This is a genomic window from Herbaspirillum rhizosphaerae, assembly GCF_046025915.1.
GTDB lineage: Bacteria > Pseudomonadota > Gammaproteobacteria > Burkholderiales > Burkholderiaceae_D > Herbaspirillum > Herbaspirillum rhizosphaerae_A.
Genome location: NZ_JAQQFR010000001.1, coordinates 324,553 through 350,110, shown reverse-complemented (window position 1 = coordinate 350,110; position 25,558 = coordinate 324,553). Strand labels below are relative to the sequence as shown.

The following is a 25,558-nucleotide window of genomic DNA, read 5'->3' as shown; positions in this document are numbered from 1 at the left end:
CGGGCGTTGCAACTCGGTTATCCTCTTAAAAGGAGACATGCAATGAGTTATGTACATACGTCGTCATCAACTACGTTCGTAGCGAGCAGTACAAGCTTTCGCCGTGCGCAATGGCGGATGCTGCTCGCCGCGATGCTGTGCTATCTGTTCTTCTACACCGGCAGGCAGACCTTCGGTTTTGCCATTCCGGGTATTCAAAAAGAATTTGGATTCTCGAAAGAAATCCTGGGCTGGGTGTCGAGCGCAATGCTCTGGTCCTATGCCATCGGCCAAGCCATCAACGGTAATCTGGCCGACAAATATGGTGGCCGCCGCATCATGAGTCTGGGCGCTGTTCTGTCTTGCTTTGCCAACTGGGTGGTCAGCTTTTCCAGCGGTTTTGTCAGCCTCATCTTTCCATGGGCGGTGAACGGTTACTTTCAGGCTTTGGGATGGGCGCCGGGCAGTCGTCTGCTGGCTAACTGGTGGGGTATCGGAGAGCGTGGAAAAGTCTACGGCTTCTACGTCTTCGCAGCAGGTTGCGCATCCATACTGTCTTACGTCACATCGATCGTCGTCCTTGACGTTTTTCATCTCGACTGGCGGTGGATTTTCCGGATCCCGGTCTTGCTGATGCTGGCCGGCGGCATCTTCTTTTACCTGGTAGCGCGCGAACGTCCCGAAGACATGGGATTCAAGCCTCTGGACACCGGCGTTGCCGATGAAAACGACAAAGCGCATGCCGTTCTGGATGATCAGACGGAGTCGTCCTGGACCCGCTACAAGGCCGTGCTGAAAAACTGGCGCCTGATTGTCGCCGCGCTTTCCCTGGGTTTTCAGAACGCAGCGCGCTATGGTCTGATCGTCTGGGTACCAGTGCACTTTTTCGGCTCGAACTGGGTCAAGTCTCCTGAGGCGTTCATTAATCCAAAATGGATCACCATCGCGCTTCCGGTCGGGATGGCTATCGGCGCCCTGAGCAACGGCTGGATCTCCGACAAGCTGTTTGGATCAAAGCGCTACAAGGCGATCATGCTCTATATGGTCTTGGGTGCGGTGACGAGTTTGTGGATGTTCACCATCCCCGGCAATTCGGTCATCGGTGTCTTCGCCTTGTTCCTGTGTGGTTTCTTCGTGTATGGACCGGCATCGTCGTTCTGGGCCTTATGTCCGGATCTGGTCGGTGCGCGCCGTGCAGGTACGGCGACAGGCATCATGAATTTCTCGTCCTATCTGTTCGCCGGTCTCGGTGAACCGCTCATCGGGAGAATTCTGGATACCTCCGGCGACACAGCGCTGGTCTTTCCAATCGTCGCAGTGAGCTGTGCCATCAGTGCACTGGTTGCCTTGTTTATCAAGCGCTGACCGTACAAGCAGCATTCAAGCGGCATTTGCGCCGTATTTCAAGAGGATGTGTGCGACCGGCGATGACCTGAGGTCATCGCCCGGGGACACCCTTGCGTCTACCGCCGGGCCTCTCCCGATTACCAAACGAACCGAAAGGATGAAGTATGTTGACCCCTCAACATTTGCAAGTGAATGGACGCAACTACCCGTGGATGAAGAAGCCCGTCGTCGTCGTTTGCGTGGATGGTTGTGAACAGGAATACATCAACCAGGCCATTCAGGCCGGCGTCACGCCATTTCTGAAAAAAATGGCGGCGCAAGGATCGGTGCTCACCGGCGATTGCGTAGTACCCAGCTTTACCAATCCAAACAATCTATCAATCGTCACCGGTGTGCCGCCCGCCGTACATGGCATCTGCGGTAACTATTTCCTGGATCGTGAAGCCAATCAGGAAGTCATGATGAACGACGCCAAGTATCTGCGCGCCGGCACGATCTTCGCGGCTTTCTCCGAGGCCGGCGCCAAGGTAGCGGTGATTACCGCCAAGGACAAATTGCGTAGCCTGCTGGGCCACAAGATGCGCGGGATTTGTTTTTCCGCAGAGAAGGCCGATCAGGCAACATTGGAAGATAACGGTGTTGATAATCTGCTCGAATTAGTCGGTATGCCGCTACCGTCGGTGTACAGCGCTGAATTATCGGAGTTTGTTTTTGCCGCCGGCGTCAAGCTGTTGGCCAGTCAGCGTCCTGACATCATGTACCTCTCAACGACAGACTATATCCAGCATAAATTTGCGCCCGGCACACCGGGCGCCAACGCTTTTTACGCAATGATGGATCACTACCTGACCCAGCTCGATGCGCTCGGCGCGGTGATCGGACTGACGGCCGATCATGGCATGAACGCCAAGACCGACAGCGCGGGCAAGCCTAATGTCATCTATCTGCAAGACGTCCTGGATGCCAGGGTCGGCGTTGGCAAGACGCGGGTGATCTTGCCGATCACGGATCCCTATGTTGTGCATCATGGCGCCCTTGGGTCTTACGCTACCGTGTATCTGAGCGAGGGTGTGGCATTGCCGGATGTGGCGCGCAAGATCAGCGCACTGAGCGGAGTCGAGGTGGTGTTGACGCGTGCTGAAGCCGCTGCGCGCTTTGAGTTGCCGGAAGACCGTATCGGCGATCTGGTAGTCGTCAGCGAGCGCTTGACGGTGATCGGCACGTCCACCACGCGTCATGATTTGTCGGAACTCCATCTGCCGCTGCGTTCGCACGGCGGCATCTCCGAACAACGTGTGCCGCTGATGTTCAATCGCAAGCTGGCCCCGATTCCATCGGATCATCGCCTGCGTAATTTTGATGTGTTCTATCTGGCCATGCAGGCGGCTGCCTGATGGGTTTATGGATTTATGGGCTTATGGCCCTATGACCTGCCGGCAGCAGCGACGTACCCAACCTTAATGAGAAATCAACAATTGATCGGGAGATGAAATGTCAATGTTATCTGAACTGAACAAGCTTAAAGACGGTGTGCCTTTGCATCAAAAAATGCGCGTAGGTGGAAAATTGATCGGCAATGACCGTGTCATCGAAGTGCGCAATCCCTACAGCGGAAAATTGGTCGGGACGATTCCGAAAGCGACCGTCGGCGATATCCGTGAAGCCTTTGGCATGGCGCGCCGGTACAAATCGAAACTGACACGTTTTGAGCGCTCCAACATCATGTTGCGTGCTTCCGAGCTATTGCGTGCCAATGCCGATGCCATATCGGATTTGATCACTGCAGAATCGGGGCTATGCAAAAAGGACACGCTCTATGAAGTCGGACGCGCCTGCGACGTGTTCGTGTTTGCCGCTAATCAGGCGTTGGTAGATGACGGCCAGGTTTTTTCATGCGACCTGACACCCCACGGCAAGCAGCGCAAAGTCTACACAATGAAGGAGCCTCTGCTAGGGGCGATTTCCGCTATTACGCCATTCAACCATCCATTAAACCAGGTCGCACACAAGGTGGCGCCGTCCATCGCGACGAACAACAGAATGGTGCTCAAGCCCACCGAGAAGACGCCGTTTTCCGCGCTGCTACTGGCCGATATTTTGTACGAGGCGGGGTTGCCGCCGGAAATGTTTTCCGTCGTAACGGGAGATCCCAAGGAAATCGCCGATGAGATGCTGACCAATGCTGATATCGATCTGGTCACTTTCACCGGTGGCGTGCCGATCGGCAAATACATTGCCGGCAAGGCGGTCTACAAGCGTCAGGTGCTGGAACTGGGCGGCAACGATCCCATCATTGTCATGGAAGATGCCGATATAGAGGAAGCCGCCACACTGGCGGTGTCCGGTTCATACAAGAACTCCGGGCAGCGCTGTACGGCGATCAAGCGCATGATCGTGCATCAGGCGGTTGCAGACGAATTTGTCGATAAGCTCGTCGCCAAAACGCGGGCCATAAAATTCGGCAATCCGATGGATGTGAATAACGACATGGGAACTGTGATCGATGAGCGCGCGGCGAAGGAATTCGAAGCCAAGGTGAAGGACGCTGAACGTTGCGGCGCCAAACTGCTGTATGGCAATGAACGAGATGGCGCCGTGTACTCGCCGACGGTGTTGGATCATGTACCTGCCGATTGCATGCTGGTCGCGCAAGAAACGTTCGGTCCTGTATCGCCGGTAATACGCTGTACCGATATTTCTGATGCGATCCGAATTTCCAATTCGACGCCTTATGGCTTGTCCTCTTCGGTATGTACCAATCGAATGGACTACATCACTCGTTTCATTCGCGAGTTGGAGTTGGGCAGCGTCAATGTGCGGGAAGTGCCGGGCTATCGTCTCGAACTCACGCCCTTCGGCGGCATCAAGGATTCGGGACTCGGTTACAAAGAAGGAGTGTTGGAGGCGATGAAGAGTTTCAGCAATACAAAGACGTATTCGTTGCCCTGGTTGTAGGCTGGGTTGTGATTGAAGGCTCCCGTTCCGGGAGCTTTTTTTATTGTTGCTCTTGCATAGAGGCGTGAACCAGACGGTTCTTTCATCCGCTCTTACTTCTCCACGCCCCAGATACGCCGTCCGGAGTGATCAAGCTCCGTGAGATAGAGGCGTAGATCGAATTCATATTGATGATAATTCGGCTCCATATAAGTGCACAGCTTATAGAAAGGCTTGTCGTGCTCTTTCTCTTTGATATGCGCTAGCTCATGGACGGCGATCATGCGCAGAAACTCAATCGGTGCTTCTTTGAAGAGCGTGGCGACGCGAATTTCGTGTTTGGCTTTTAACTTCCCGCCTTGAATACGCGAGATCGACGTATGCAAGCCGAGCGCGTGATTGATGACGTGGATCTTGCTGTCGTATTCCACCTTGTTGATCGGTTCTGCGTTGCGCAGGAACTCGGTCTTCAGCTCCTGAACGTACTGATACAGCGCCTTGTCAGTTCGCAGCTCATGCGCCTTCGGATAGCGTTTGAGCAGCACTTCACCCAGGCGATTTTGCGCGAGAAGTTGCGACACTTGTTCGCGGGTTTGTTCTGAATAAGCGCTCAGGTACTTCAGCGATGACATGAAGACGGGGAAGGAATCAGTAAGAGATAGTCAGGGCCCGAGCTGCGCTCAGGATGGCGCGAAATATACCACAGCCGGATTGGCCGTCAGGCAGACAAGACAAGTCCAATAGCGGTTCTGTCATGCGGGTGTGTTGAGCGTACTTTGCAAAGCTCAGTGTTCATCCAAGGTATCAAGTGCATCCGCAAACTTGCGCATGAGACGTACCAGATCGTCCATCTCGGTTTGCTCCCAGGAGGCGAAAATTTTTCTGCCCATGCGCTCGCGTGCGGCGTCGACCAGATCGGTCATTCCCTTGCCTTTGGCGGTGACCGATGCCATGCGGATCCGGCGATCGGCAGCGCTGCTTTCTCTGTTCACCAATCCCAGTTCTTCCAGCTTCGCGACCTGACGGCTGACGGTGGTGTAGTCACGTCCGACGCGATCTGCGATCTCGACCACGCCGATGGGGCCGAGCTTTTCTATCCCGACGAGCAGAGGAAATAGCGCCCGATCCAGAGGAATACCTGCCTCCTTGATCATCGCCTCATCCCGCTGAGGCCGGTTCATTGCACTGGCGATGCTAATCAACGATCCATGCAGAATCTTGAGTTGCGACGATATATGTGTATCTTGCACATTTTTATTTGTTGACATACACTCTCCTAAATTATGTGCATTTTACACTTATGAGGCCGATAATGCTGATGAACAATGAAACTGATGTATTGATCTGCGGAGCGGGTCCGACGGGTCTGACGCTGGCGCTTGTCCTGGCGCAACGGGGTATCCCTTTCCGGGTCATCGAAAAAATGGAGGCTCCCTTTCATGGCTCGCGAGGAAAAGGCTTGCAGCCTCGCACTCTGGAGATCTTTGAGGATTTGGGCATCCTTGAAGAGATCATGGCGGCAGGCGGCCCCTATCCGCCGCAGCGTGAGTATCAGGAAGACGGCAGCTGGCGTGATTCTCCGACAGCTGAGCAAAGGCCGCCGACGCCTTCAGAACCCTATCTGATGCCTTGGATGGTGCCGCAGTTTCTGACCGAAGCGGTGATGCGGACCAAGCTTGGCGAACTCGGGCATCAGGTGGAATTCGGTTGCGAGCTGACTGGACTGGAACCAGAGCAGCAAAGCGTCAACGCGCGAATCACTGGCCAACGCGGCGAGCAACTGCTGCGCGCACGTTATGTCGTCGCTGCGGATGGCGGGCGCAGCTTCGTGCGCAATCTGCTGGAGATCGACTTCCCCGGCAAGACGCTGGGGGCGAGAGCGATGGTCGCGGATGTCTCTTTGCAAGGCTTGAACAGAGACGTCTGGCATCGCTTCAGTGGTTGGGCGAAGGAGCGGCAGATTAGCTTGTGCCCGCTGGCCGGGACCGATCTGTTCCAGGTGCAGGCAGCGCTGGCAGGAGACGAAGAGCCCGATCTCTCTGCCGATGGTTTGACAAGCATGGTGCGGGAACGTACCGGCCGCACGGACATCACGGTGGGCGCCGTCCGCTGGGCATCGACATTCCAGATGCATGCGCGACTGGCGCAACAATATCGCGCCGGCCGCATCCTGCTGGCCGGAGACGCGGCGCATGTTCACCCGCCGACCGGAGGGCAGGGTCTCAATACCAGCGTTCAGGACGCCTACAATCTGGCGTGGAAATTGGCTGCCGTGCTTAAGGGGGCAGAAGAAACACTCCTCGATACCTACGAAGAAGAACGGCGTCCGATCGCCGAATCCATGCTGGGTTTGTCGACCAGATTGCTGGAAGAAGCCAAGCGCGGAGAGATGCGTCGCGGACGGGAAGTTCAGCAACTCGACCTTGGCTATCCGTGGTCAACGCTGGCATTGGAAGCACCTGCGCGTCAGCACGGGGTGCTAGCAGGAGCGCGCGCACCGGACGCTCCTGTCGCAACGACCTCCGGGACGCGGCTACGTCTCTTCGAGTTATTGCGTGGCACACATTGGACCTTGATCGGATTCCACGCACCGGCCATTCACTTCCCGGAGGCTAAGGATCTGCAAGTGCATCTCTTCGGGCCCGGAGGAAATTTGGTGGACTGTGACGGCCACTTCCACAATGCATATGGGCTTGGGCAAGGAGAGTGGATGCTGGTGCGGCCCGATGGTTATATCGGCGCGATTGTGTCGTCGGACAATCTGGAGGCACTAAATAATTACCTGCAACGCGTGGGTGTATCACTGCGTGAGGTGCAGTAGTAGACACCAGTAGCACGCACTCTTAGGCGATGATCATCAGATGGCATCCTTCCACAACGATCGTCTCATGCCTTAGGGAAACAAGCGTTGCAACTCAGGAAAACCCTCATAGCCAGCCCCGGTCTTTTGGCTAAAACTCCGCTGTAGGTTCCGCAAAAAGGCTCCTCTCACACCAAGTGTGGGAGACCACGTGGAGCAGAAGTTTGACGTTCGTCACAGCAGGTCATCTCAAAACTATTCGAATGGCGGGGTTAGCAATGAATTACTTTAGAAATCTCAGGATCGGGACGCAATTGAGTCTCGGCTTCGGCACGCTGATCGTGCTGATGCTGGTGCTTATCTTGTTTGCACTTTCGCGCATGAATTCCATCTCGGTGGCGGAGAAGTATCAGGATCAGGTGCGCTCCACCAAGCTGGAGCCCCTCTACGTAGCGCGTGAGGCGTTGGATCAGACCGGACTGGCCGCACGCAATGCTTTCATTTTTCAGGATGAGGGAGACGCGAAGAAAGAACTCATCATTCTCGATGAACAGAAAGCTGTTTATCTCGCCGCGCTCAAACAACTGGAGCCGGTGTTTGCCGGCAATGCGCAATTCGATAAGGTCAAGGCCGGGCTGCTGGCGATGGCAAATGAACTGACGCGTCCGCGCAAGTATCGTGAAGCCGGCCAAATGGCTGAATACGGCACCTTTCTGGTCAAGGAGTGCAGTCCGCTGCGTCGTCAGATCGTGCAGGATATCGATACCTTGCTGAAGTTTGAGCAGAGGGAAAACAAAGAAGCCAGCGCGATCGCCGACGGTCTCTTTGACAGTTCGCTGCGCCTGATCCTGGTGTGGACGGCAGTTATCCTGGGGGTATCGGTGCTGACTGCGTGGCTGATCCGCAAGAGCCTGCTGAAACAGCTGGGTGGCGAGCCTGCATATGCGGTCAAGATCGCCGGGCGCATCGCGCATGGTGAACTGTCGACTTCCGTCGACACGCATCATGAAGATGATTCCAGCCTGCTGTTCGAGATCCGCGTCATGCGCGACAAGCTGGCCTCGCTGGTACAGCAGGTTCGTATTGGCACCCACACCATTGCCGGCGCCTCAGCTGAAATTGCTTCAGGCAATCTCAATCTGTCGGAGCGTACCGAGCAACAGGCCGACACCCTGGAAAAGACAGTAGCTGCGATGGAGGAGCTGATTCGCACCGTGCGTCAGAATGCCGAGAACGCACAGCAGGCCAAGCAGCTGGCGGACTCTGCATCGATGATCGCCACTAAGGGTGGTGACGTGGTGGGGCAGGTGGTCTCGACGATGGGTGTGATTGACGATGCGTCCAGAAAGATCGTAGACATCATCAGCGTGATCGACGGCATCGCGTTTCAGACAAATATTCTCGCGCTCAACGCTGCGGTAGAGGCTGCCCGTGCAGGTGAACAGGGACGTGGCTTTGCGGTGGTGGCTTCTGAAGTGCGTTCGCTGGCCCAACGCTCGGCATCTGCCGCCAAGGAGATCAAGGAACTGATCAATCATTCCGTGAGCAGCGTCGCCGACGGCAGCCGCCTGGTGCAGGAAGCCGGCGGGACGATGGAAGAAGTGGTTGCCAGCGTCAGGCGCGTGACCGAAATTGTGGCTGAGATCAGCACCGCCAATCACGCTCAGTCACACGGTATCAACGCCGTCAACGAAGCAATTTCACTGCTGGATCAGAACACTCAGCAAAACGCCGCACTCGTCGAAGAAGCTGCTGCCGCCTCGCAGTCAATGAGTCAACAGGCTGAACACCTGACGGAACTGGTCGGCACTTTCAAGCTGAGTCAGGCGCAGATGGAGGGAAGTGTGGGGGAGATCGATATCACACCGGCCTATGTGCAACTGCAGGCTGCATGAGCAAATTGTCAGGAAGCAAATAAGCAGATAAGAAGACGGCCCGCATGTCGGGCTGTTCTTCTATGTGACATCGAATGGACGCCGTCTTTGATTCAATGGTGGTCCCGGTGGATGGCGCAACTGGCCATGCCGATCACGGCCATGTAGACAAACAGCTCGCAGAGCTTCGCCATGACCGAGCGAGCAGCCTTCTCAAGACGCCGGTAGCTTGAATTACTGTTGAGACGGTGCACTCCGGTTGGTATCCAGAAAAAATATTTTCATGAGACTGCATCCAAAGCACGCGCTCTCGCGTAGTACAAATATCAGACCGACTGGCTGATGCTATTTACTACTTAAGGAGTTCACCATGAATTACCTGTTCTCACGCTCTTCGGCATCTGTTGCCCGCCTTCCCGCAATCGTTGTTGTCGCCTGTGGATTGTCTGCGTGCGCCCCTATGTCCCCCATGTATTCCCAAGACAAGCTTCCGGACGGTGTCAAAGTTCCGGCAGGCAACAGCGTTGCCATGCAGACGGTTGGCGTCGGTGAGATCACCTATGAATGCCGCCCTAAGAAAGATATGGCCGGACAGTACGAATGGGTATTCATCGGGCCGGACGCCGTTCTGAATGACCGCAAAGGCATGCAAGTCGGCAAATACTTCGGTCCGCCAGCCACTTGGGAGAGCAAGGACGGATCCAGGATCACTGGCGCACAAGTTGCCGTGGCGCCGAACGGAGCCGGCAATATTCCCCATCAGCTCGTGAAAGCAAATCCAGCCAACGGTAGCGGCGCGATGACCGGTATCACATACATACAACGGGTTGCTACCGTCGGCGGCGTTGCACCTGCGATGCCATGCGATGGTAACAAGATCGGTGCAAAGCAGAATGTGCATTACCAGGCTGACTACATCTTCTGGAAGGCATCCTGAGTTTTCGTCGGGGCAGACAAGGCGTTTGCCTGGCATCACTCTTTGATGCCAGGTAGGTCGCCCCTGGCCAGGCCGCCTTCGATGGCATTGCTATAATCCGGCAGTGCTCTTACTCTTGGCTCATTCTCTCCATCAAGCGCTCACCGAAGCGCTCACTGCAGACATCTCTCATCAACGTGGCCTACGACACTTCATTGTTTGACCATCAATCCGCACTGCTGGCATGTGCTGCCGGCGATCGTCGGGCATTGGAGCGTCTGTACGCTGAAGAAAGTCGCTATCTGTTGGGGGTGGCGCTGCGCATTGTCCGACAACGTGCGTTGGCAGAAGATGTTTTGCATGATGCCTTCGTCAACATCTGGACGCGCGCGGGCAGCTTCGATCCTGAGCGGGGTTCTGCAAAGGGATGGATGTATTCGGTGGTGCGGCACCAGGCACTTGACACGGTGCGCGCTTCGCAGCGTGACAACCTCAGTGAGGTTGCGGTCGAGGATATCGCTTCAGATGAAGGGGATGATGACAGTTCAGTCAGTTGCTCAATTGACTTGCGCGCGTCCCTGGGAAAGCTGGATCAATGCTTAACCCTTCTTGACGAAAAAAAGCGCACAAGCATTGTCTACGCTTATGTAGATGGCTGTTCGCACAGCGAGATTGCTGAACGACTCAAGGCCCCTCTGGGATCCGTCAAGGCGTGGATCAAACGTGGCCTTGCCGCGTTACGGGAGTGTATGACATGAATGAATCGGACGCTGAATTGCAATCCTTGGCGGGCGAATATGTCCTTGGGACATTGACGATGGCGCGTCGTCAGGAAGTCGAACATCGCTTGCTGGTCGATTTGAAATTACGCCAGGAAGTGGATGCCTGGGAGCATCGCTTGCATCCACTCACCGCACTTGCCGAGCCACAGCAGCCAAGCGGCGGATTGTGGCCACGAATCGAACGCAGCTTGTTCATGCCCGCCGCTGTCAGAAAACAGGGCGGCTGGCACGCATGGTGGAACAGTTTGCATTTCTGGCGCTGGACAGCTGCCGCAAGCCTTGTCGCTTCTTCATTGCTGGCGGTGCTGATGGTGAGCGGAAATCCATCAACGCGTGCACCTGAATTCATGGTGGTGCTGGTCGCGCCGCAGGACAAGTCGCCTGGCTGGATCGTACAAACAAACAGCCATCAGCAACTGGATTTGATACCACTGACAAGCAACCCGCCTCCCGACCAAAAAGCATTTCAATTCTGGACCAAGGGCGACAATTGGAAAGGGCCGGTTTCTCTTGGCATCGTCAAAGCGGGCCAGTCGCAACGCATCGGTTTGAGTCAACTGCCGGCCTTGCAGCCCAACCAACTTTTCGAGATCACGCTTGAACCCAGCGCAGGCTCGTCGACTGGCAAGCCGACCGGTCCTATCTTGTATATCGGACGAGCAATCCAAGTTGTCTCGTCTTGAGCGTATTTGCGCTTTCCAGAATCTCATGATGATCCCCGATCAGCAATTGCTCTCGGCGACTCTGTTCACGACATGATTGCCACGCCGGAGATTCCGGATACGAATTTCTTCCAGATCACATGCACGTGCCGAGGCCAACATTCAATGCAATTCAACATTCAGCCAGAGACACGCCTTTGTTGAGATCGACGCCGCTAGAGCACTTCGTCGCTCAGCTGCTTGGCATTTTCTCTCGCATCTTCCATTTGCCTCCTGGTATCTACCTTCGCTCGCCGATGTGCCACATATCTCAGAGATTACGAAGTCTTAAAGTTGTGGATAGATATTTCATGACCTACAAGCATCAGGTGATGATGAGTCGCAAGGCTTGTAGTCAGCCCCGTCTGGGTGAGGCCGCCGTGCCGCTGCTGGAAATCACTATGAGCGACCGGTGAAAAGGCCCAGCGTCTGCTCGTCTGGCCTCCGCGCCTGCGAGAAGAGGTGATAGTTGCAACTGCCGAAAGCCTCCTTCGACTGGGGTTGTTGCAAGGCTAAAGATCCTGGGGAAAGATGCCGAACAGCCGTGTTTCAGCCGGAATCTGACATCCGGAAATCGCTGCGCCGGGTGTTCGAAAAAAACAACTAAGCCCGCGCGCACGTTGGCGTGGCTTGTTTTACCGACTATAATGAGAACCATTCTCATTATTTTCTGTCGTCATGACCGACGCCGTACGTCCCCATTTCCAAGACGTCGCCGGCCTCTACACCGGCCATCATCGCTGGCTGCTGGGCTGGCTGCGTCGCCGCACCGATAATCCGGAACTCGCGGCCGACCTGGCTCAGGATACCTTTGTACGGATCATGATGTCGCGCCGCGACTTCTATCTGGAAGAAGCACGTACTCTCCTGGCAACCATCGCGCGCGGGTTGATGATCGATCATTTCCGCAGGTGCGCGCTGGAAGCCGCCTTCCTCGATATGCTGGCGCAATTGCCGCCCGAGCACATTCCTTCGCCCGAAGCGCGGATGATGGTGCTGGAGACGCTCAACGAAATCGACGCCATGCTGGCCGCGTTACCGGCCAAGGTGCGCCGTGCCTTTCTGCTGTCTCAGCTGGATGGCCTTGGCTATGCCGAAATTGCCAATCGTCTGGAAGTCTCCCTGAGCTCAGTGCAGCAATACATGAAGCGCGCTTTCCTCGCTTGTTATCGCGTCCAGTATGGCGAATGATTCCCTCGCCGCGGGCGACCACATCGTAATGGTTGCCATCGACTGGATGGTGAAGTTGCAATCCGGCGTCGCCACCGAACAAGAACATGAAGCCTGCCGCCGCTGGCGCGCCGAAGAAACGCGCCACGAGCAGGCATGGCAGCGGCTGCAATCGCTCAGCGATCGTGTTTCCACCTTACCCCGCGCACTGGCCCACGGCAGCATTGGCGCCGGCGATACCCGGCAGCGCCATAACCGCCGCTTTGCCCTCAAGACCTTGTGTGTCGCCATGGGTGTCGGTCTGGTGGTCGCCAGCGGTAGCGATGTCGTACCGTGGCGGGCGCTGATGGCCGAATACGCCACCGAAGCCGGCGAGCATCGGCGCGTGGTGCTGGCTGACGGCACGGCGGTCGAACTCAATACAGCCACAGCCATCGATACGACCTTTGACGAACAACGCCGCATAGTACGTTTGCACCGAGGAGAAGTCCTGGTTACCACGGCCAAGGAAAACGATCGCGCATATCGTCCCTTCGTGGTTCACACCCGCTTGGGTCAGGCGCGCGCGCTGGGTACGCGTTTCCAGGTGCGCGACAGCGAGGTCGGCATGCGGATCGCGGTATTCGAAGGCGCGGTGGAATTCCAGCCAGCCGGTGTATCCAGCGGCAACAACGGCCTTCGTGCGATCCGCATCGACGCCGGACATCAAGGCTTGTTCAACCGGCACGGACTGGTCGGCGACCTGTCACCCGCCAATGAAGATGCCGTGGCCTGGACCGACGGCTTCATCGTGGCCGACCGCATGCCGTTGGGCGAACTGGTAGCTGAACTGGATCGCAATATGCCGGGTAAGCTGCGCTGCGATCCGGCCATCGCCAACTTGCCTATCTCGGGCGTGTTTCCGCTCGACCAGCCTGCGCATATTCTTGCCGCTGTCCGACGAACCTTGCCGGTGCAAATTGATACCTTCACTTCTTACTGGATCACCTTGCGTCCGCGCGCCGGGACTTAAGCCCGGAAAAAGTTGCAACACGTCAGAAATAAGTAAGTCGAAAATTTTTTCAATTTCTTCTGCAGGTTTTAGCGGCTCGTTCGGTTTACCTGGTAGCACCTTTGCCAATTACTGTAAAAACCGCATGAAAACCCTGACTCGTTTCCCTTCCCGTCCGACTTTGGCCCGATTGGCAGTACTGGCCGCCTTCGCCATGCCGATGGCAAGTCTGCAAGCGCAGGCCGTCGACAATCAACGCCAGGCCTACGACATTCCGGCCGGCCCGTTGGACCGCGTTTTGAACAGCTTCGCTCGCCGCGCCGGCGTCCTGCTCTCGTTTGATCCCGCGATTACCCATGACCGTCAGACCACCGGCCTGTCCGGCCGTTATACCGTGACTGAAGGTTTCGCCACGCTGCTGAGCGGCTCCGGCTTGCAAGCGGTGAAAAACGCCGACGGTGGTTACGCACTGGCCGCGACAGCGACAAGCGGCAGCAACAGCAATGCGGTGCTGCCCACCGTGACCATCACAGAAAGCGCTGATCCCACTGCACCCTATGCCGGTGGCCTGGTTGCGCGCGGCGGCAGTCTGGGTGTGCTCGGTACCGCCAGCGTCATGGATACGCCGTTCAGCACGACCAACTACACTTCCCAAGGTATCGAAGACGTGCAGGCGCGCGCCATCGGCGACGTGATCGCCAATGACGCTTCCGTGCGCAATACCAACGGCAATGGCGGCTTCGGCGACAGCTATCAGATCCGTGGTTTCACCATGTCGGCCAACGATGTGGCGTTCAATGGTTTGTACGGCATGGTGCCGCTGACCCGCATGCCGATCGCGATGGTGGAACGTATCGAAGTACTGAAGGGACCTGGCACACTGATGTACGGCATGGGCCCGGCCGGTGGCGTCGGCGGTGCGGTCAATCTGGTCTCCAAGCGGGCGCATGAAGATCCGATTTCCAGCGTGACGGCGACTTACCTTTCCAATTCACAGTTCGGCCTGAAGGGCGACATCGGTCGCCGTTTCGGTGAGAACCAGGAATGGGGTATCCGCGTCAATGCGCTGTACGCAGATGGCAATACCGGCCTGTCCGGCAGCAACCAGCAGCAAAGCATGGGTTCGGTGGGTCTGGATTACAACGGCAGCCGCGTGCGCTGGAGTCTGGATGCCTATACCCAGCACGAAGACACACGTAACTTCCGTCCCCAGTTCAGCCTGGGAACCGGCCTGACCTCCGTGCCGGATGCACCGTCGGGCAAGAGCAACCTGTATCCGGGCAACACCATGCAATCGGACGACAAGGCAGTAGCGTCCCGTCTGGAAGTTGACATCAACGACACACTGACCGCCTACGGCGCCGTGGGTTATCACGTGGCTCAGTCGGCACAGAACTTTCCGCGCGCAACGATCACCTCGGTGCAGGGCGCTACCAGCGTGACCAACGGCTACTACGATCAGAAGGTCACCTCAACGTCGGCGGACATCGGTCTGCGCACACGCTTCAATACCGGTGGTATCAAGCACACGCTGATCGCGGGCGCCAACATGCTCGATCAGCAGACCGACTACTTCTATCAGATGTCGCCGACAAGCGTGACGTCGAATCTGTATACGCCGGTGTCGCTGGGTGCCATCAACTTTGCCCGTGGCACGGAAACACCACAAAGCCAGTCCCGTCTGACCAGCTTTGCGTTGACTGATACGGTGCAGATGTTCGATGACCGCTTGCGCATCAGCGCCGGCCTGCGTCGCCAGCAGGTCTACAACCACAGTCTGACGACAGCTTCGCAGACTTCCAACACGACGGCCATTTCGCCGGTATTGGGTGTTGTCGTCAAACCGGTGGAAAGTCTTTCTCTGTACGCCAACTACACGGCGGCACTGACAGCCGGCGGCTTTGCCGGTGCGCAATACGCCAACGCTGGCCAGGCTTTCGCACCATCCAAGTCCAAGCAATATGAAACCGGCGCCAAGGTTGACTGGGGTCGCGTCACGACCACTGCCGCAGTGTTCCAGATCGAGCAAAAGAACAGCTCCACTGAGGTGATAAACGGTCTGACATATGCTACCCAAAATGGCCGCGCGCGCATTCGCGGTCTGGAGCTGGCGGGCTACGGCGAGATCCTGCGAGGATTGCGTTTTAATGCCAGCGCCACTTTCTTCGATACCGTGCAATCGCACACCGCAGGCGGCGCAACCGATGGCAAGGAAGTCGGCGCCGTACCGGGCAACAACTTCAACCTGGGCCTGGATTGGGATACCCCCTGGCTGCAAGGACTGGCGTTGAACACCCGCGTTACCCGTACCGGTTCCATGTGGTACAACAACACGAATGCACTGAAGGTGCCGGGCTGGACCCGCGTTGATGCAGGCGCCCGCTATGTCACCAAGACCGCTGGCCAGGTCGTGACCTATCGCGCCAACATCGAGAACCTGTTCGACAAGAACTATTGGGTGATGCAGAACGGTTATGTCGGCACTTCATCCGGCCGCACTTTCGTGTTGTCGGCGCAAGTGGACTTCTGATGTCGTCGAGGTGAGCAGTGCAAAAAAACGCCCGCGATGTTTGCGGGCGTTTTTCTTTGGAAGTATCACGAGAGCCATCACCTATGTCAGTCCGTGTCGCTGAGACGTATTTTCCTGCCGGCAAGGCCCTGCGTGCAAGACGCCGCCCAATGTCGATTAAAATGCAGCCTGGCAGGAAATAACGCGCCTTTCCACGACTTCCTGACGCGACACATTGACCCTTGACGATGCACCCAATAGACAATCAGAAAACCGCTGTGCACTCCTTCGGCACCATCGCCAATGCGTCGGTCGATATGGCGCAAAAGCATCTGCACGATATCCTCAGCATTGCGATCGAGCATGCGCCTCCGCATGCCGCCGTGGTGGTATTCGATACGCGCTGCGATCTCGCGGTTGCCTTGACGGAAGCTTATCGGCGCTGCCTGCCGACAGCGACGTTCATCGATTTTGATGCGGTCGCGCCGGATGCCGTGCTGGGCGCCTTTGCCACGCTTGCGCCAGACGATCTGGTGATACTGATTCAATCCACCAACTTTCGTCTGGAGGCGTTTCGCCTGCGCGTCGAGCTTTTCAAGCGCTCGCTCAAGGTCATCGAACATCCTCATCTGTCGCGCATGCCCGGAGCGCAAGCCGATCACTATATTGCGTCGCTGGCCTACGACCCGGCGTATTACCGCGACGTCGGTTATGCATTGAAGGCGCGTATCGATCGCGCACGCAGCGGCGTAGTCGATAGCGGCGGTGAGCGTCTGGTCTTTGGCGCTCCGTTCGAATCGGCAAAGTTGAATATCGGCGACTACAGCGAGATGAACAACGTTGGCGGCCAGTTTCCCATCGGTGAAGTGTTCACCGAATCTCAGGATCTGGAAGCGGTGAACGGGCGCGTGCGTATTTTTGTTTTCGGCGATACCTCATTCCGGGTGAACAAGCCCGAGCAAGCCATTACCCTGGTAGTGACCAAAGGCCGGGTAAGCGAGGTAATCGATTCAACGCCGGACTTCGATCAGGTACTGGACAAGATCCGGGCCGACGAAGGAGAAGTATGGCTGCGCGAACTTGGCTTCGGCATGAACCGCGCGTTTTCACGCGAGCGCATGGTCGATGACATTGGCACCTACGAGCGGATGTGCGGCATCCATCTCTCACTCGGGGCCAAACACGGGGTCTACAACAAGGCCAATATCCGACGCACGACGGCGCGCTATCACATTGACGTGTTTGCGGTGACCGAGGCGGTCTATCTTGATGACGAGCTGGTGTATCGGGATGGGGCCTGGCGGGTTTGATGAAGCTTACCCAGACCATTCGCAGATGGCGTACCAAGCAAGGTTGTGCGGGAGCAGCGAATGATGAATGACGACCATATCAGGGTGATTCCAAGGAAGACGCCGGAATCCGCAGCCATGGTTGCGAATGTTCAGAGAGCGATGGCAATCACCGCCATGCTTAACCGGCTGACATTCAATGACGCAGAGGAAATCCGTGCAGTTTTCAGCGATCTCATTGGCAAGAAGGTCGACGAAAGTTTTATCTTGATTCCGCCGTTCTATTCGACGGGCGGAACCGATATCCGCATCGGCCGGAACGTTTTTATCAATCAGAACTGCACCATGTATGACCTCGCTGGTCTCGATATTGGTGATGATGTGATGATAGGATCGAACGTGAGCATCATCACGAGCGGCCATCCCATTTCTCCGTCTCAACGACACACCGCTGTTATCGCCAAGCCTATCAGGATTGAGCGAAACGTCTGGATCGGCGCTGGTGCAACCATCATCGGTGGCGTGACGATTGGCGAGAATTCCGTGGTGGGAGCAGGGTCGGTCGTTACCAGAGACGTGCCATCGAATACGCTCGTCGGCGGCAATCCGGCGAAAGTCATTCGTTCCATTGCGGACTAAGCTATCGCATCACGGAGTGCTACTGACTCTTAACGCGTCAATAACTCATCAATGCATCAGCGTACGCCATCGACTCAACCATCAACTCAGGCACGCTTGTTTGCGCCGATATCGTTTAACACGGCTTGCGCCGCTTCAACAAAGCCAGCACCGCCAGGTCCTTCTGTAATCCACGCTGGTGCTTTCGGCAATTGCGTCAGGCATTGCCGTATGGTCGAGACACCGACCGTATGCCGGTAATGCACAAACATTGGTGCATCGTTGAGCGAGTCACCACTGTAAAGCAGCGATTGCTGCGCCAGGGCATCATCGATCCCATAGTGTTCCGACAGCACTTTGCGTGCGGCGGCAAGCTTGTCGTAACCGCCTGTCCAACCCAGAATCCAGAGATTGTTGATGGTGGTCGTCAAACCTGCTGCGGCCAGCGCAGCGGCAATGTCACGTTCCAGTCCGGCATCTGCGCTGCGGGCAAAGGCGAGGCTGGTCAGGCGGAAGGTCTGATCGTCGGCAAACCGGGCTTGCGGTATCTGGCGCATGATGTCGTTCGCCGTGGCGAGGAGCTGCGGCATCATGTCCGCGGCTTTGGTACCGTGCCAAAACGTTCGGTTCAGTCCGTGCCCATCCTTGTCGCGATAAAAGAATAGCCCGCCATTCTCACCGATCACACCGTCGACCGGCCACATACGCGCCATCTGATCGCACCAGCCTGCCGGTGCCGCAGTCACCGGAATGACAGTGACGCCGGCATGCTGCAATCGCTCCAATGCGCTATAAGTCTCAGCGGCAAGGCGACCGTTAAACGTTAATGTTTCGTCCATGTCGGTCAGCACGAAACGGACGGAGGAAAATAGGCCGGCAGGGCGTTCTTGGATTGGCGTCATCAGTAAGTTTGAAAATCTTTCGGAATAAACTCCGTCAGCAGCGGGAGGGCGGGTATTCGCCTCAATGCTGACCTGCCTTTTCTTCCAGCACAAACCGGCTCATCAACTGCGCCAGGTTGGCCGCTTGTTCCTGCATGGAGGCCGCAGCCGCCGCGGCTTGCTCCACCAAAGCGGCATTCTGCTGAGTCACTTCGTCCATCTGCGTGATGGCGCGGTTAACTTCTTCGATTCCCGAGCTTTGTTCCTGGCTTGCCGCACTGATTTCTGCAACCACGTCCGAGACTTGTTTGACGCTGGTGACGATCTCCTGCATGGTCGTACCTGCCTGCGCCACCAGCGAAGAGCCGGTATTGACCTTGTTGACGGAGTCTTCGATCAAGGCCTTGATTTCGCGCGCCGCACTGGCGCTGCGTTGCGCCAGGGTACGCACTTCAGAGGCCACGACCGCAAATCCTCTGCCTTGTTCGCCGGCGCGCGCCGCCTCGACTGCCGCGTTCAACGCCAGGATATTGGTCTGGAAAGCGATGCCATCAATGACCCCGATGATGTCGGCAATTTTGCGGGACGAATCGTTGATCTCGGCCATGGTGCCGACCACCTTCTCAATCACCATGCCGCCGTTGCTGGCGACCCCAGATGCCGATACCGCAAGCTGGTTGGCCTGGCGCGCATTGTCGGCGTTCTGACGGACGATGGAGGTGAGTTCTTCCATCGACGATGCCGTTTCTTCCAGAGCGCTCGCTTGCTGTTCGGTGCGCGACGACAGGTCGAGGTTGCCGGCAGCGATTTGGCTGGAGGCTGTTGCGATGGTGTCCGTGCCTCTGCGTACGCCGGTCACCATCGAGGACAGGTTGTCGCGCATGGATTTGATCGATTTGAGCAGGCTGTTGCGGTCATTGTCGCGCAAGCCGATTTGCACCGACAAATCCCCCTTGGAGATGCGCTCGACGATGCCCATGGCGTTGGCCGGCTCACCGCCCAATTGCCTCAGGATGGAGCGCAGCATGTAGGCGGCGATGGCGGCAATCACGGACATCAGAGCCACACCAATCAATAGCAGTATCAGGGCATTGTGATAGAAGGCCTTGTTGATGTCATCGATATACGCACCGAAACCAACGGTCCAGTCCCATGGCTCAAACTTGATCACTGCGTAGAGCTTTTGCACCTTTTCGGTCGTATTGGGACGTGTACCCACCGCTTGCAAAATGCCGATCTCGCGGCCAGCCAAAGCGGCGCGATATCTGTCGCCATCTTCCTTGGCGGTCTTGTCCTGTATGCCGACACGCTTGGGATTGGGGTGGACGTAATTGACGTCATCCGTATAGCCACGTACGAAGAAGTAATTCTGATCCTTGGCATAACTGCCGATGATCAGTTTGGCCTGCGCCTGCGCTTGTTCGCGCGTCAGCTTTCCGCTTTGCTCCATGCCGTAAACTTTTTCCAGCGAGGCCTTCGCCAGCGTGACCAGCAACGACAGCTGTGCTTCCCGCTCATCGAGCATGGTGTTCTTCAAGGTGTTCAGCGAGACCATGGCGATGATCAGAATGCCGAGCAGGGTTGGAGCACACAGCAGGATAATTTTTGTACGTAATTTCACGAACTTCCCCTTCGATTTGAACACTTGTTCTTGTGTCGTAATTTGAGCAATACGATCTATAGAATGTACCGTAAAGTCATCGAAGAACATGCAAGAAAAAGTTAATCGAGTCGAATTTTTTAATGCGCCGATAGATGCGCAGACTAGTGCACCGTGACCAATCGTGCCGTTAAGAATTGAGCGGCAGATGGCCGGGACCGATACAGCGACGCATGGTCTTTCTTCTCCAGGTCGACATCAGACTGCGCTGCCTGTTTTCAGATACACGAGCGTTTCGAGATGGCGCGGTTGCGTCTTCAGCTCTGCAAGCCTGCCGAAACGTTTCGCATGTCGGCCACAATGCGAGCAGCATCGCGTGCTGGCGACAGACCGAAGGCTCTCGCGTATTCGCGGCTGAACTGCGTCGGACTTTCGTAGCCGACTTCGAAGGCGGTGGTGGTGACGCTTTTCCCGCCGACCGTCAATAGCGTGCGTGCTTGCAGCAGACGAATACGCTTCTGGTATTGCAGCGGGCTCATCGCAGTGACGGATTTAAAGTGACGATGAAAGGCGGAGACGCTCATCATTGCTTCTTCCGCCAGCGAGTCGACCGGCAACGGTTCGGCGAAATCACGGCGTATCAACTGAATGGCACGGTTCACACGTGCCATCGCGGTATCGGGGGTAGTGATCTCTCTCAACATACCTCCATGCGGCCCTTGCAGCACTCTGAATAAAATTTCCCTCTCGTACGCCGGCGCCAGTGCAGGAATATCCGCAGGCTTGTCCATGAGCCGCAGCATGCGCACCCAGGCATCCATCAATTCTTCGGTCATCGCCGCCACGGAGAATCCTGCCGCAGCCGCATCGGAATGAATAGATTCAGGCAAGTCCCCGAGCAAGCTTGCGATCACAACCGGATCCAGTGTCAATGCGACGGCAAGGTAAGGCGCGCCGGAAGCCGCCGGCCATACCGTGCCGACCGCGGGAAGATCGACGGACATGACGAAGTAATTGGCCGGGCAGTAATGCAGGACGCGTTCGCCCACCGTCATCGACTTGCTGCCTTGCAGGATCAGGTTGACCATGGGTTCGTAGACTGCCGATAACTCATGCTCCGGAATCGCGCCTTGCACCATTGCCACGCGGGGGATTCCCGTTTCTGTTCGACGATTCTCGGCTCTCGCCGCCAAGGTCCGAAGTTCGTTTAATTGATTGTCCATAGGCGACATCTAACCGCAGTAAGGCCAATGCTGCAAGCCAAAAGCAGGAATAGGCAGGTTTGAGGCAGGAAACGGCATGCGCCGGCCGGTGCGGACTTTTACCATTCATGGATGCCAATCAAGCCCTATTCGAAGGGAATCAAACATGAATGACATGAACATTGTCGTAATCACTGGCGGCAGCAGAGGCATCGGCGCTAGCGCCGCATTGCAATGCGCAAAGAAAGGCATGGGTATCATCGTGACCTACAACAGCCACCCCGCAGGCGCTGAATCGGTTGTCCGAAAAATTGAAGTACAAGGCGGCAAGGCTGAGGCGATTGCGTTGGACGTGACCAAGATCTCTTCCTTTCCGGTTTTTCGCGAGAACCTCGCTGCTGTCCTCGCGTCAACATGGGGCAGAAATAGCTTTGATGGCCTGGTGAATAACGCCGGCTACGGCAACTTCAACGCGATCGAGGGAGTGACGGAAACGGAGTTTGACGGTTTGCTGAACGTGCATCTGAAAGGGCCATTTTTTCTCACGCAGACATTGCTGCCATTGATGGCCGACGGATCGCACATCATCAACATGACAAGCGCGACGACCCGTGTGGCAACCCCAGGTGCAGCGCCGTATGCCGCATGTAAAGGCGGTCTGGAAGTGTTGACGCGCTACATGGCGAAGGAATTCGGCCCGCGCAGGATTCGCGCAAATGCGATTTCTCCGGGAGCAATCCGTACCGACATGACGAGCGAGGCATTTGACCAGAGTCCGGAGTTTGAAAGCATGCTGGCCGGACAAACCGCACTCGGCAAGATCGGCGCGGCAGATGACGTAGGGCGTGTGATCGCCGGCCTGCTGTCTGACGACAACGCTTGGATCAATGCGCAGACGATCGAGGTCGGCGGCGGCTACAATATTTAACCCAAGGAGAACATCGATGCTGGATCACGTATTTATCTCGGTAAGCGATATCGGGCGATCCATCGCGTTTTACACCGCAGCGCTGACGCCGCTGGGCATCGTCAACCGTCTTGACTATGACGGCAAAGACGGTCCGCCGGGGCATCCGGATCTCAAAGGATTTGGCAGCGACGGTCGTGTCTATTTCTGGCTGCGGGAAGGGACGGTCGAGGGAAAAGCCGCGCATGTCGGTTTTGTTGCCAGGAGCAAGGAAGAGGTCGATGCCGCCTACCAGGCAGCCATTGCCGCCGGCGCCATCGATAACAGCGCGCCGGGAGCGCGTGTTTACTATGATCCGCGCTACTACGCCGCCAATTTCATGGACCCCGACGGCTACAGCATCGAGGTGGTTTACAAGAGCTGGCAGCATTCGCCGCCTGTGTGAAAACGGATAAGGATCGCAATCAAGCGAGGAGAAATGGCGTCATGACCGAAGCAATTGAAATTACAACTTTCCGGCTGACCAAAGGGCGGACATGTGAAGAGTTCGTGGCGGGCAATGCCGATGTGGATGTCTGGCTAAAAAAACAGTCCGGCTTTCGCTCGCGCCGGATCGCACAGCGTGACGATGGCGTGATTGTCGACATGTTGATCTGGGCATCCGTCGATGATGCCACGTCAGCCATGCACAGCTTGATGGACGAGCTGCATGACAGTGCGGTTCACACCTTGATTGATCAGCGTACGGTGACGTGGACGGTGTCGTCCACGTTTCACGTTGTTGATTCACATCGTTGACTAAGCCGCCGCGCGCAGGCGAGCGTTAGTACGGGTATCCGTTCAACGATCGGGCGCGCCTGCGGCCCGGCTCTACCTCTACCGCGATCCCGGTTCAGATCCCCGGTCAACGGCAAGAGAAGTTATTTCCAGCAAGCATTTCTGTCATGCCCGATCAGCAGTACAGCGGCAAAAAGAGAAGCACGGTCTGTCCATCGCTCCTACCTTCTGTAGTGGCTATCATCGACTCAATGAACAAGACCGTGTAACGGGACTGTTCATACGGACTTGTAGTCGCAAGACGCCGTCGTCAGTTTTTTCAGATCGCGACACCGTCGCGACAGTCGAGCGGGAGCCAGACATGATTTCTTCTATCCGTACCAAAATTCTTCTTATTGCTGCAGGCACCGTCATCTTTTCGCTGGCGTTGACAAGCGGCGTCATCTACGCGCTGGTGCGCGCCGACAATCTGGACACCATTCGCCATCATCTGGAGTCCCTCACCAGCGCCAATGCACTGGCGGTCGCGGAATGGAGCAACGCCAAGGCGGTGGCCGTCGCTGCGACCGCCGCCGAAGTCGATTCCGGCGACCCGCGCGCCATCGTCCAAAGCCTCCTGAAATCAGGTGGCTTTTCGCTCACCACAGCCGGCTGGCAAGACAAGTCTTTCATTTCGTCAACGCTGGGTTTGCCGGCCGACTACGATCCCACCACGCGTCCCTGGTACAAAGAAAGCATCCGCGAAAAGACTTCGCTCATCACCAAGCCATATCGATCCGCGACGGGTGTCGTGCTGGTCTCCTTCACCGCGCCGGTGCTGCGTAACGGCAAGGTGGAAGGAGTGGTCGCCGGCGGCGTGTCGTTGGAAAAAGTGCGCGATGTCATTGCGGCGATCCATCCCACGCCATCAAGTATCGGCTTTGTCGTCGACAAAGAAGGCACCGTCATCGCACATCCTGATGAAAAGCTCTTGCTCAAGCCGGCTACCGAATGGCTGACCTCGCTCACGCCGGATGCGCTCAAATCAATGGCGACCAACGCCGATGTAATGGAGGCCGACGTCGATGGTGCAGCCAAACTGTTGCGCGCCAAGTCCATCCCCGGCACCGACTGGGTGCTGATCGTCTCCCTTGACCGGCATGAGGCGACCGCAGGCATGCGCAGCGTACTGAATGCATCCGTCATTGCGCTGGTGCTGCTGGCGGCGTTGGCGACCTTGCTGAGCAGTGTGTTGACCGCCCGCTCATTTCGCCGGCTGTCGGAAGCGCGCGATGCCATGGATGAAATCGGCTCCGGCACCGGCGATCTGACGCGTCGCCTGCCGGTCGTCGGCCACGACGAGGTCGCTCAGATCGCCACCTCATTCAATACCTTTGTCGAAAAGATTGCGGATGTGCTGAAGCAGATTCGTGACGGCAGCGAATCGGTATCGATGGCGACCAGCGACATTGAATCCGGCAACCGCGATCTTTCATACCGTACCGAAATGGCGGCTGGAAACTTGCAGGAAACATCGGCATCGCTGGAGCAGCTGACCGGCTCCGTCGATCAATCCGCGGAAGCATCCACGCAGGTCGCCCGGCTCGCCAAGGCTGCCAGCGAGAGCGCACTTACCGGGCATGAGGTGATGGCCGGCGTGGTGGCCACCATGAACGACATTGCCAGGTCTTCGGCCAATATCGTCAATATCATCAGCGTGATTGACGGCATCGCTTTTCAGACCAACATCCTCGCACTCAACGCCTCCGTGGAAGCCGCCCGTGCCGGCGAGAACGGCCGAGGCTTTGCGGTGGTTGCCAGCGAAGTACGCAATCTTGCCCAGCGCAGTGCCGCCGCCGCCAAGGAAATCAAGAGCCTGATCACGGTCTCCGAAGCCAGCGTCAGATCAGGCAGTGCGCGCGTGCAGGAAGCCGGCCGCAACATGGTGGAAATCGTCGACGGCATTCAACGGGTAGCCGACATTGTCAACGAGATCAACGTATCGATGCGCGAGCAAAGCCAGGGCATCGGACAGATCAATCTTGCGGTCGCGGAGATGGATCACTCCACACAGCAAAACGCAGCGCTGGTCGAACAGGCCGCAGCGGCATCCATCACGCTCAAGCAAGAAGCTGCCAGACTCAACCAACTGGTGGCGTCGTTCAAGCTGGACAGCGAACCGGAGGAAGCCACGATTGCCCCCGTGCGGGCGCCATCCATGAAGACGCTGCCGGACCGCCGTCCTGCCATGCTTGCTATTCAGCAGAGTTGATGCAGCATCAACGACACAATCTAAAACGTC

22 protein-coding genes and 1 pseudogene are annotated in these 25,558 nt (G+C 56.8%); 18 read left to right on the top strand and 5 right to left on the bottom strand.

Annotated elements, in window-relative coordinates; genetic code table 11:
• Window positions 1-42: 42 nt before the first annotated feature.
• The 3 genes from PQR63_RS01635 to phnY all read left to right on the top strand — a co-directional run bounded on the left by PQR63_RS01635 (window position 43) and on the right by phnY (window position 4,281).
• The gene (locus PQR63_RS01635) at window positions 43-1,344 is read left to right on the top strand and encodes an MFS transporter (protein ID WP_408165057.1); all 1,302 of its coding nucleotides are present in this window, start codon (window positions 43-45) and stop codon (window positions 1,342-1,344) included.
• 146 nt (window positions 1,345-1,490) lie between these two features.
• The gene (gene phnA, locus PQR63_RS01630) at window positions 1,491-2,720 is read left to right on the top strand and encodes a phosphonoacetate hydrolase (RefSeq protein ID WP_408165056.1); all 1,230 of its coding nucleotides are present in this window, start codon (window positions 1,491-1,493) and stop codon (window positions 2,718-2,720) included.
• Between the two features lie 154 nt (window positions 2,721-2,874).
• The gene (gene phnY / locus PQR63_RS01625) at window positions 2,875-4,281 is read left to right on the top strand and encodes a phosphonoacetaldehyde dehydrogenase (RefSeq protein WP_408165363.1); all 1,407 of its coding nucleotides are present in this window, start codon (window positions 2,875-2,877) and stop codon (window positions 4,279-4,281) included.
• Between the two features lie 92 nt (window positions 4,282-4,373).
• Here the strand turns inward: phnY and PQR63_RS01620 are convergent, their stop codons facing one another.
• Window positions 4,374-4,892, bottom strand: coding sequence for a YgjP-like metallopeptidase domain-containing protein (locus PQR63_RS01620; RefSeq protein WP_408165054.1), 519 nt, complete (start codon window positions 4,890-4,892; stop codon window positions 4,374-4,376).
• Between the two features lie 153 nt (window positions 4,893-5,045).
• Window positions 5,046-5,528, bottom strand: coding sequence for a MarR family winged helix-turn-helix transcriptional regulator (locus PQR63_RS01615; RefSeq protein WP_408165052.1), 483 nt, complete (start codon window positions 5,526-5,528; stop codon window positions 5,046-5,048).
• A 32-nt stretch (window positions 5,529-5,560) separates the two neighbouring features.
• Between PQR63_RS01615 and PQR63_RS01610 the strand changes: the two genes are divergently transcribed.
• From PQR63_RS01610 to PQR63_RS01560, 11 genes and pseudogenes are all read left to right on the top strand, one after another.
• Window positions 5,561-7,081, top strand: a complete 1,521-nt coding sequence (locus PQR63_RS01610; RefSeq protein WP_408165050.1) for an FAD-dependent oxidoreductase — start codon at window positions 5,561-5,563, stop codon at window positions 7,079-7,081.
• 257 nt (window positions 7,082-7,338) lie between these two features.
• Complete coding sequence (locus tag PQR63_RS01605) at window positions 7,339-8,955, top strand: methyl-accepting chemotaxis protein (protein ID WP_408165048.1); 1,617 nt, start codon at window positions 7,339-7,341, stop codon at window positions 8,953-8,955.
• Window positions 8,956-9,394: 439 nt separating this feature from the next.
• Window positions 9,395-9,871, top strand: coding sequence for a DUF3455 domain-containing protein (locus tag PQR63_RS01600; protein ID WP_408165361.1), 477 nt, complete (start codon window positions 9,395-9,397; stop codon window positions 9,869-9,871).
• A gap of 176 nt (window positions 9,872-10,047) precedes the next feature.
• Complete coding sequence (locus tag PQR63_RS01595; protein WP_408165046.1) at window positions 10,048-10,608, top strand: sigma-70 family RNA polymerase sigma factor; 561 nt, start codon at window positions 10,048-10,050, stop codon at window positions 10,606-10,608.
• A gap of 26 nt (window positions 10,609-10,634) precedes the next feature.
• Window positions 10,635-11,315, top strand: a complete 681-nt coding sequence (locus tag PQR63_RS01590) for an anti-sigma factor (protein ID WP_408165044.1) — start codon at window positions 10,635-10,637, stop codon at window positions 11,313-11,315.
• A 423-nt stretch (window positions 11,316-11,738) separates the two neighbouring features.
• Window positions 11,739-11,849, top strand: a pseudogene (locus PQR63_RS01585) (aldehyde reductase); the annotation flags it as partial.
• Window positions 11,850-12,011: 162 nt separating this feature from the next.
• Window positions 12,012-12,524 (top strand): sigma-70 family RNA polymerase sigma factor, encoded by a 513-nt coding sequence (locus PQR63_RS01580; RefSeq protein WP_408165042.1) that lies wholly within the window; start codon window positions 12,012-12,014, stop codon window positions 12,522-12,524.
• The gene (locus PQR63_RS01575) at window positions 12,514-13,515 is read left to right on the top strand and encodes a FecR domain-containing protein (RefSeq protein WP_408165041.1); all 1,002 of its coding nucleotides are present in this window, start codon (window positions 12,514-12,516) and stop codon (window positions 13,513-13,515) included. Before PQR63_RS01580 ends, PQR63_RS01575 begins: the two co-directional genes overlap by 11 nt.
• A 124-nt stretch (window positions 13,516-13,639) precedes the next feature.
• Entirely contained in the window at window positions 13,640-16,024 is a 2,385-nt protein-coding gene (locus tag PQR63_RS01570) for a TonB-dependent siderophore receptor (RefSeq protein ID WP_408165039.1), read from the top strand.
• Window positions 16,025-16,251: 227 nt separating this feature from the next.
• Window positions 16,252-17,313, top strand: a complete 1,062-nt coding sequence (locus tag PQR63_RS01565) for a M29 family metallopeptidase (RefSeq protein ID WP_408165037.1) — start codon at window positions 16,252-16,254, stop codon at window positions 17,311-17,313.
• Window positions 17,314-17,373: 60 nt separating this feature from the next.
• Window positions 17,374-17,931: a sugar O-acetyltransferase gene (locus tag PQR63_RS01560; RefSeq protein WP_408165035.1), complete on the top strand. Its 558-nt coding sequence runs from the start codon at window positions 17,374-17,376 to the stop codon at window positions 17,929-17,931.
• Window positions 17,932-18,017: 86 nt separating this feature from the next.
• Here the strand turns inward: PQR63_RS01560 and PQR63_RS01555 are convergent, their stop codons facing one another.
• From PQR63_RS01555 to PQR63_RS01545, 3 genes are all read right to left on the bottom strand, one after another.
• The gene (locus tag PQR63_RS01555) at window positions 18,018-18,812 is read right to left on the bottom strand and encodes an HAD family hydrolase (RefSeq protein ID WP_408165034.1); all 795 of its coding nucleotides are present in this window, start codon (window positions 18,810-18,812) and stop codon (window positions 18,018-18,020) included.
• A 61-nt stretch (window positions 18,813-18,873) separates the two neighbouring features.
• Entirely contained in the window at window positions 18,874-20,412 is a 1,539-nt protein-coding gene (locus PQR63_RS01550) for a methyl-accepting chemotaxis protein (RefSeq protein WP_408165032.1), read from the bottom strand.
• A gap of 296 nt (window positions 20,413-20,708) precedes the next feature.
• On the bottom strand, window positions 20,709-21,536 hold the full coding sequence (locus tag PQR63_RS01545) for an AraC family transcriptional regulator (protein WP_408165030.1): 828 nt from the start codon (window positions 21,534-21,536) through the stop codon (window positions 20,709-20,711).
• A gap of 223 nt (window positions 21,537-21,759) precedes the next feature.
• Between PQR63_RS01545 and PQR63_RS01540 the strand changes: the two genes are divergently transcribed.
• The 4 genes from PQR63_RS01540 (at window position 21,760) to PQR63_RS01525 (ending at window position 25,528) form a co-directional block, all read left to right on the top strand.
• On the top strand, window positions 21,760-22,521 hold the full coding sequence (locus PQR63_RS01540; RefSeq protein ID WP_408165028.1) for an SDR family NAD(P)-dependent oxidoreductase: 762 nt from the start codon (window positions 21,760-21,762) through the stop codon (window positions 22,519-22,521).
• Window positions 22,522-22,537: 16 nt separating this feature from the next.
• The gene (locus tag PQR63_RS01535; protein ID WP_408165026.1) at window positions 22,538-22,945 is read left to right on the top strand and encodes a VOC family protein; all 408 of its coding nucleotides are present in this window, start codon (window positions 22,538-22,540) and stop codon (window positions 22,943-22,945) included.
• Between the two features lie 41 nt (window positions 22,946-22,986).
• On the top strand, window positions 22,987-23,298 hold the full coding sequence (locus PQR63_RS01530; protein WP_408165024.1) for a hypothetical protein: 312 nt from the start codon (window positions 22,987-22,989) through the stop codon (window positions 23,296-23,298).
• Window positions 23,299-23,638: 340 nt separating this feature from the next.
• On the top strand, window positions 23,639-25,528 hold the full coding sequence (locus PQR63_RS01525) for a methyl-accepting chemotaxis protein (RefSeq protein WP_408165022.1): 1,890 nt from the start codon (window positions 23,639-23,641) through the stop codon (window positions 25,526-25,528).
• Window positions 25,529-25,558 lie beyond the last annotated feature (30 nt).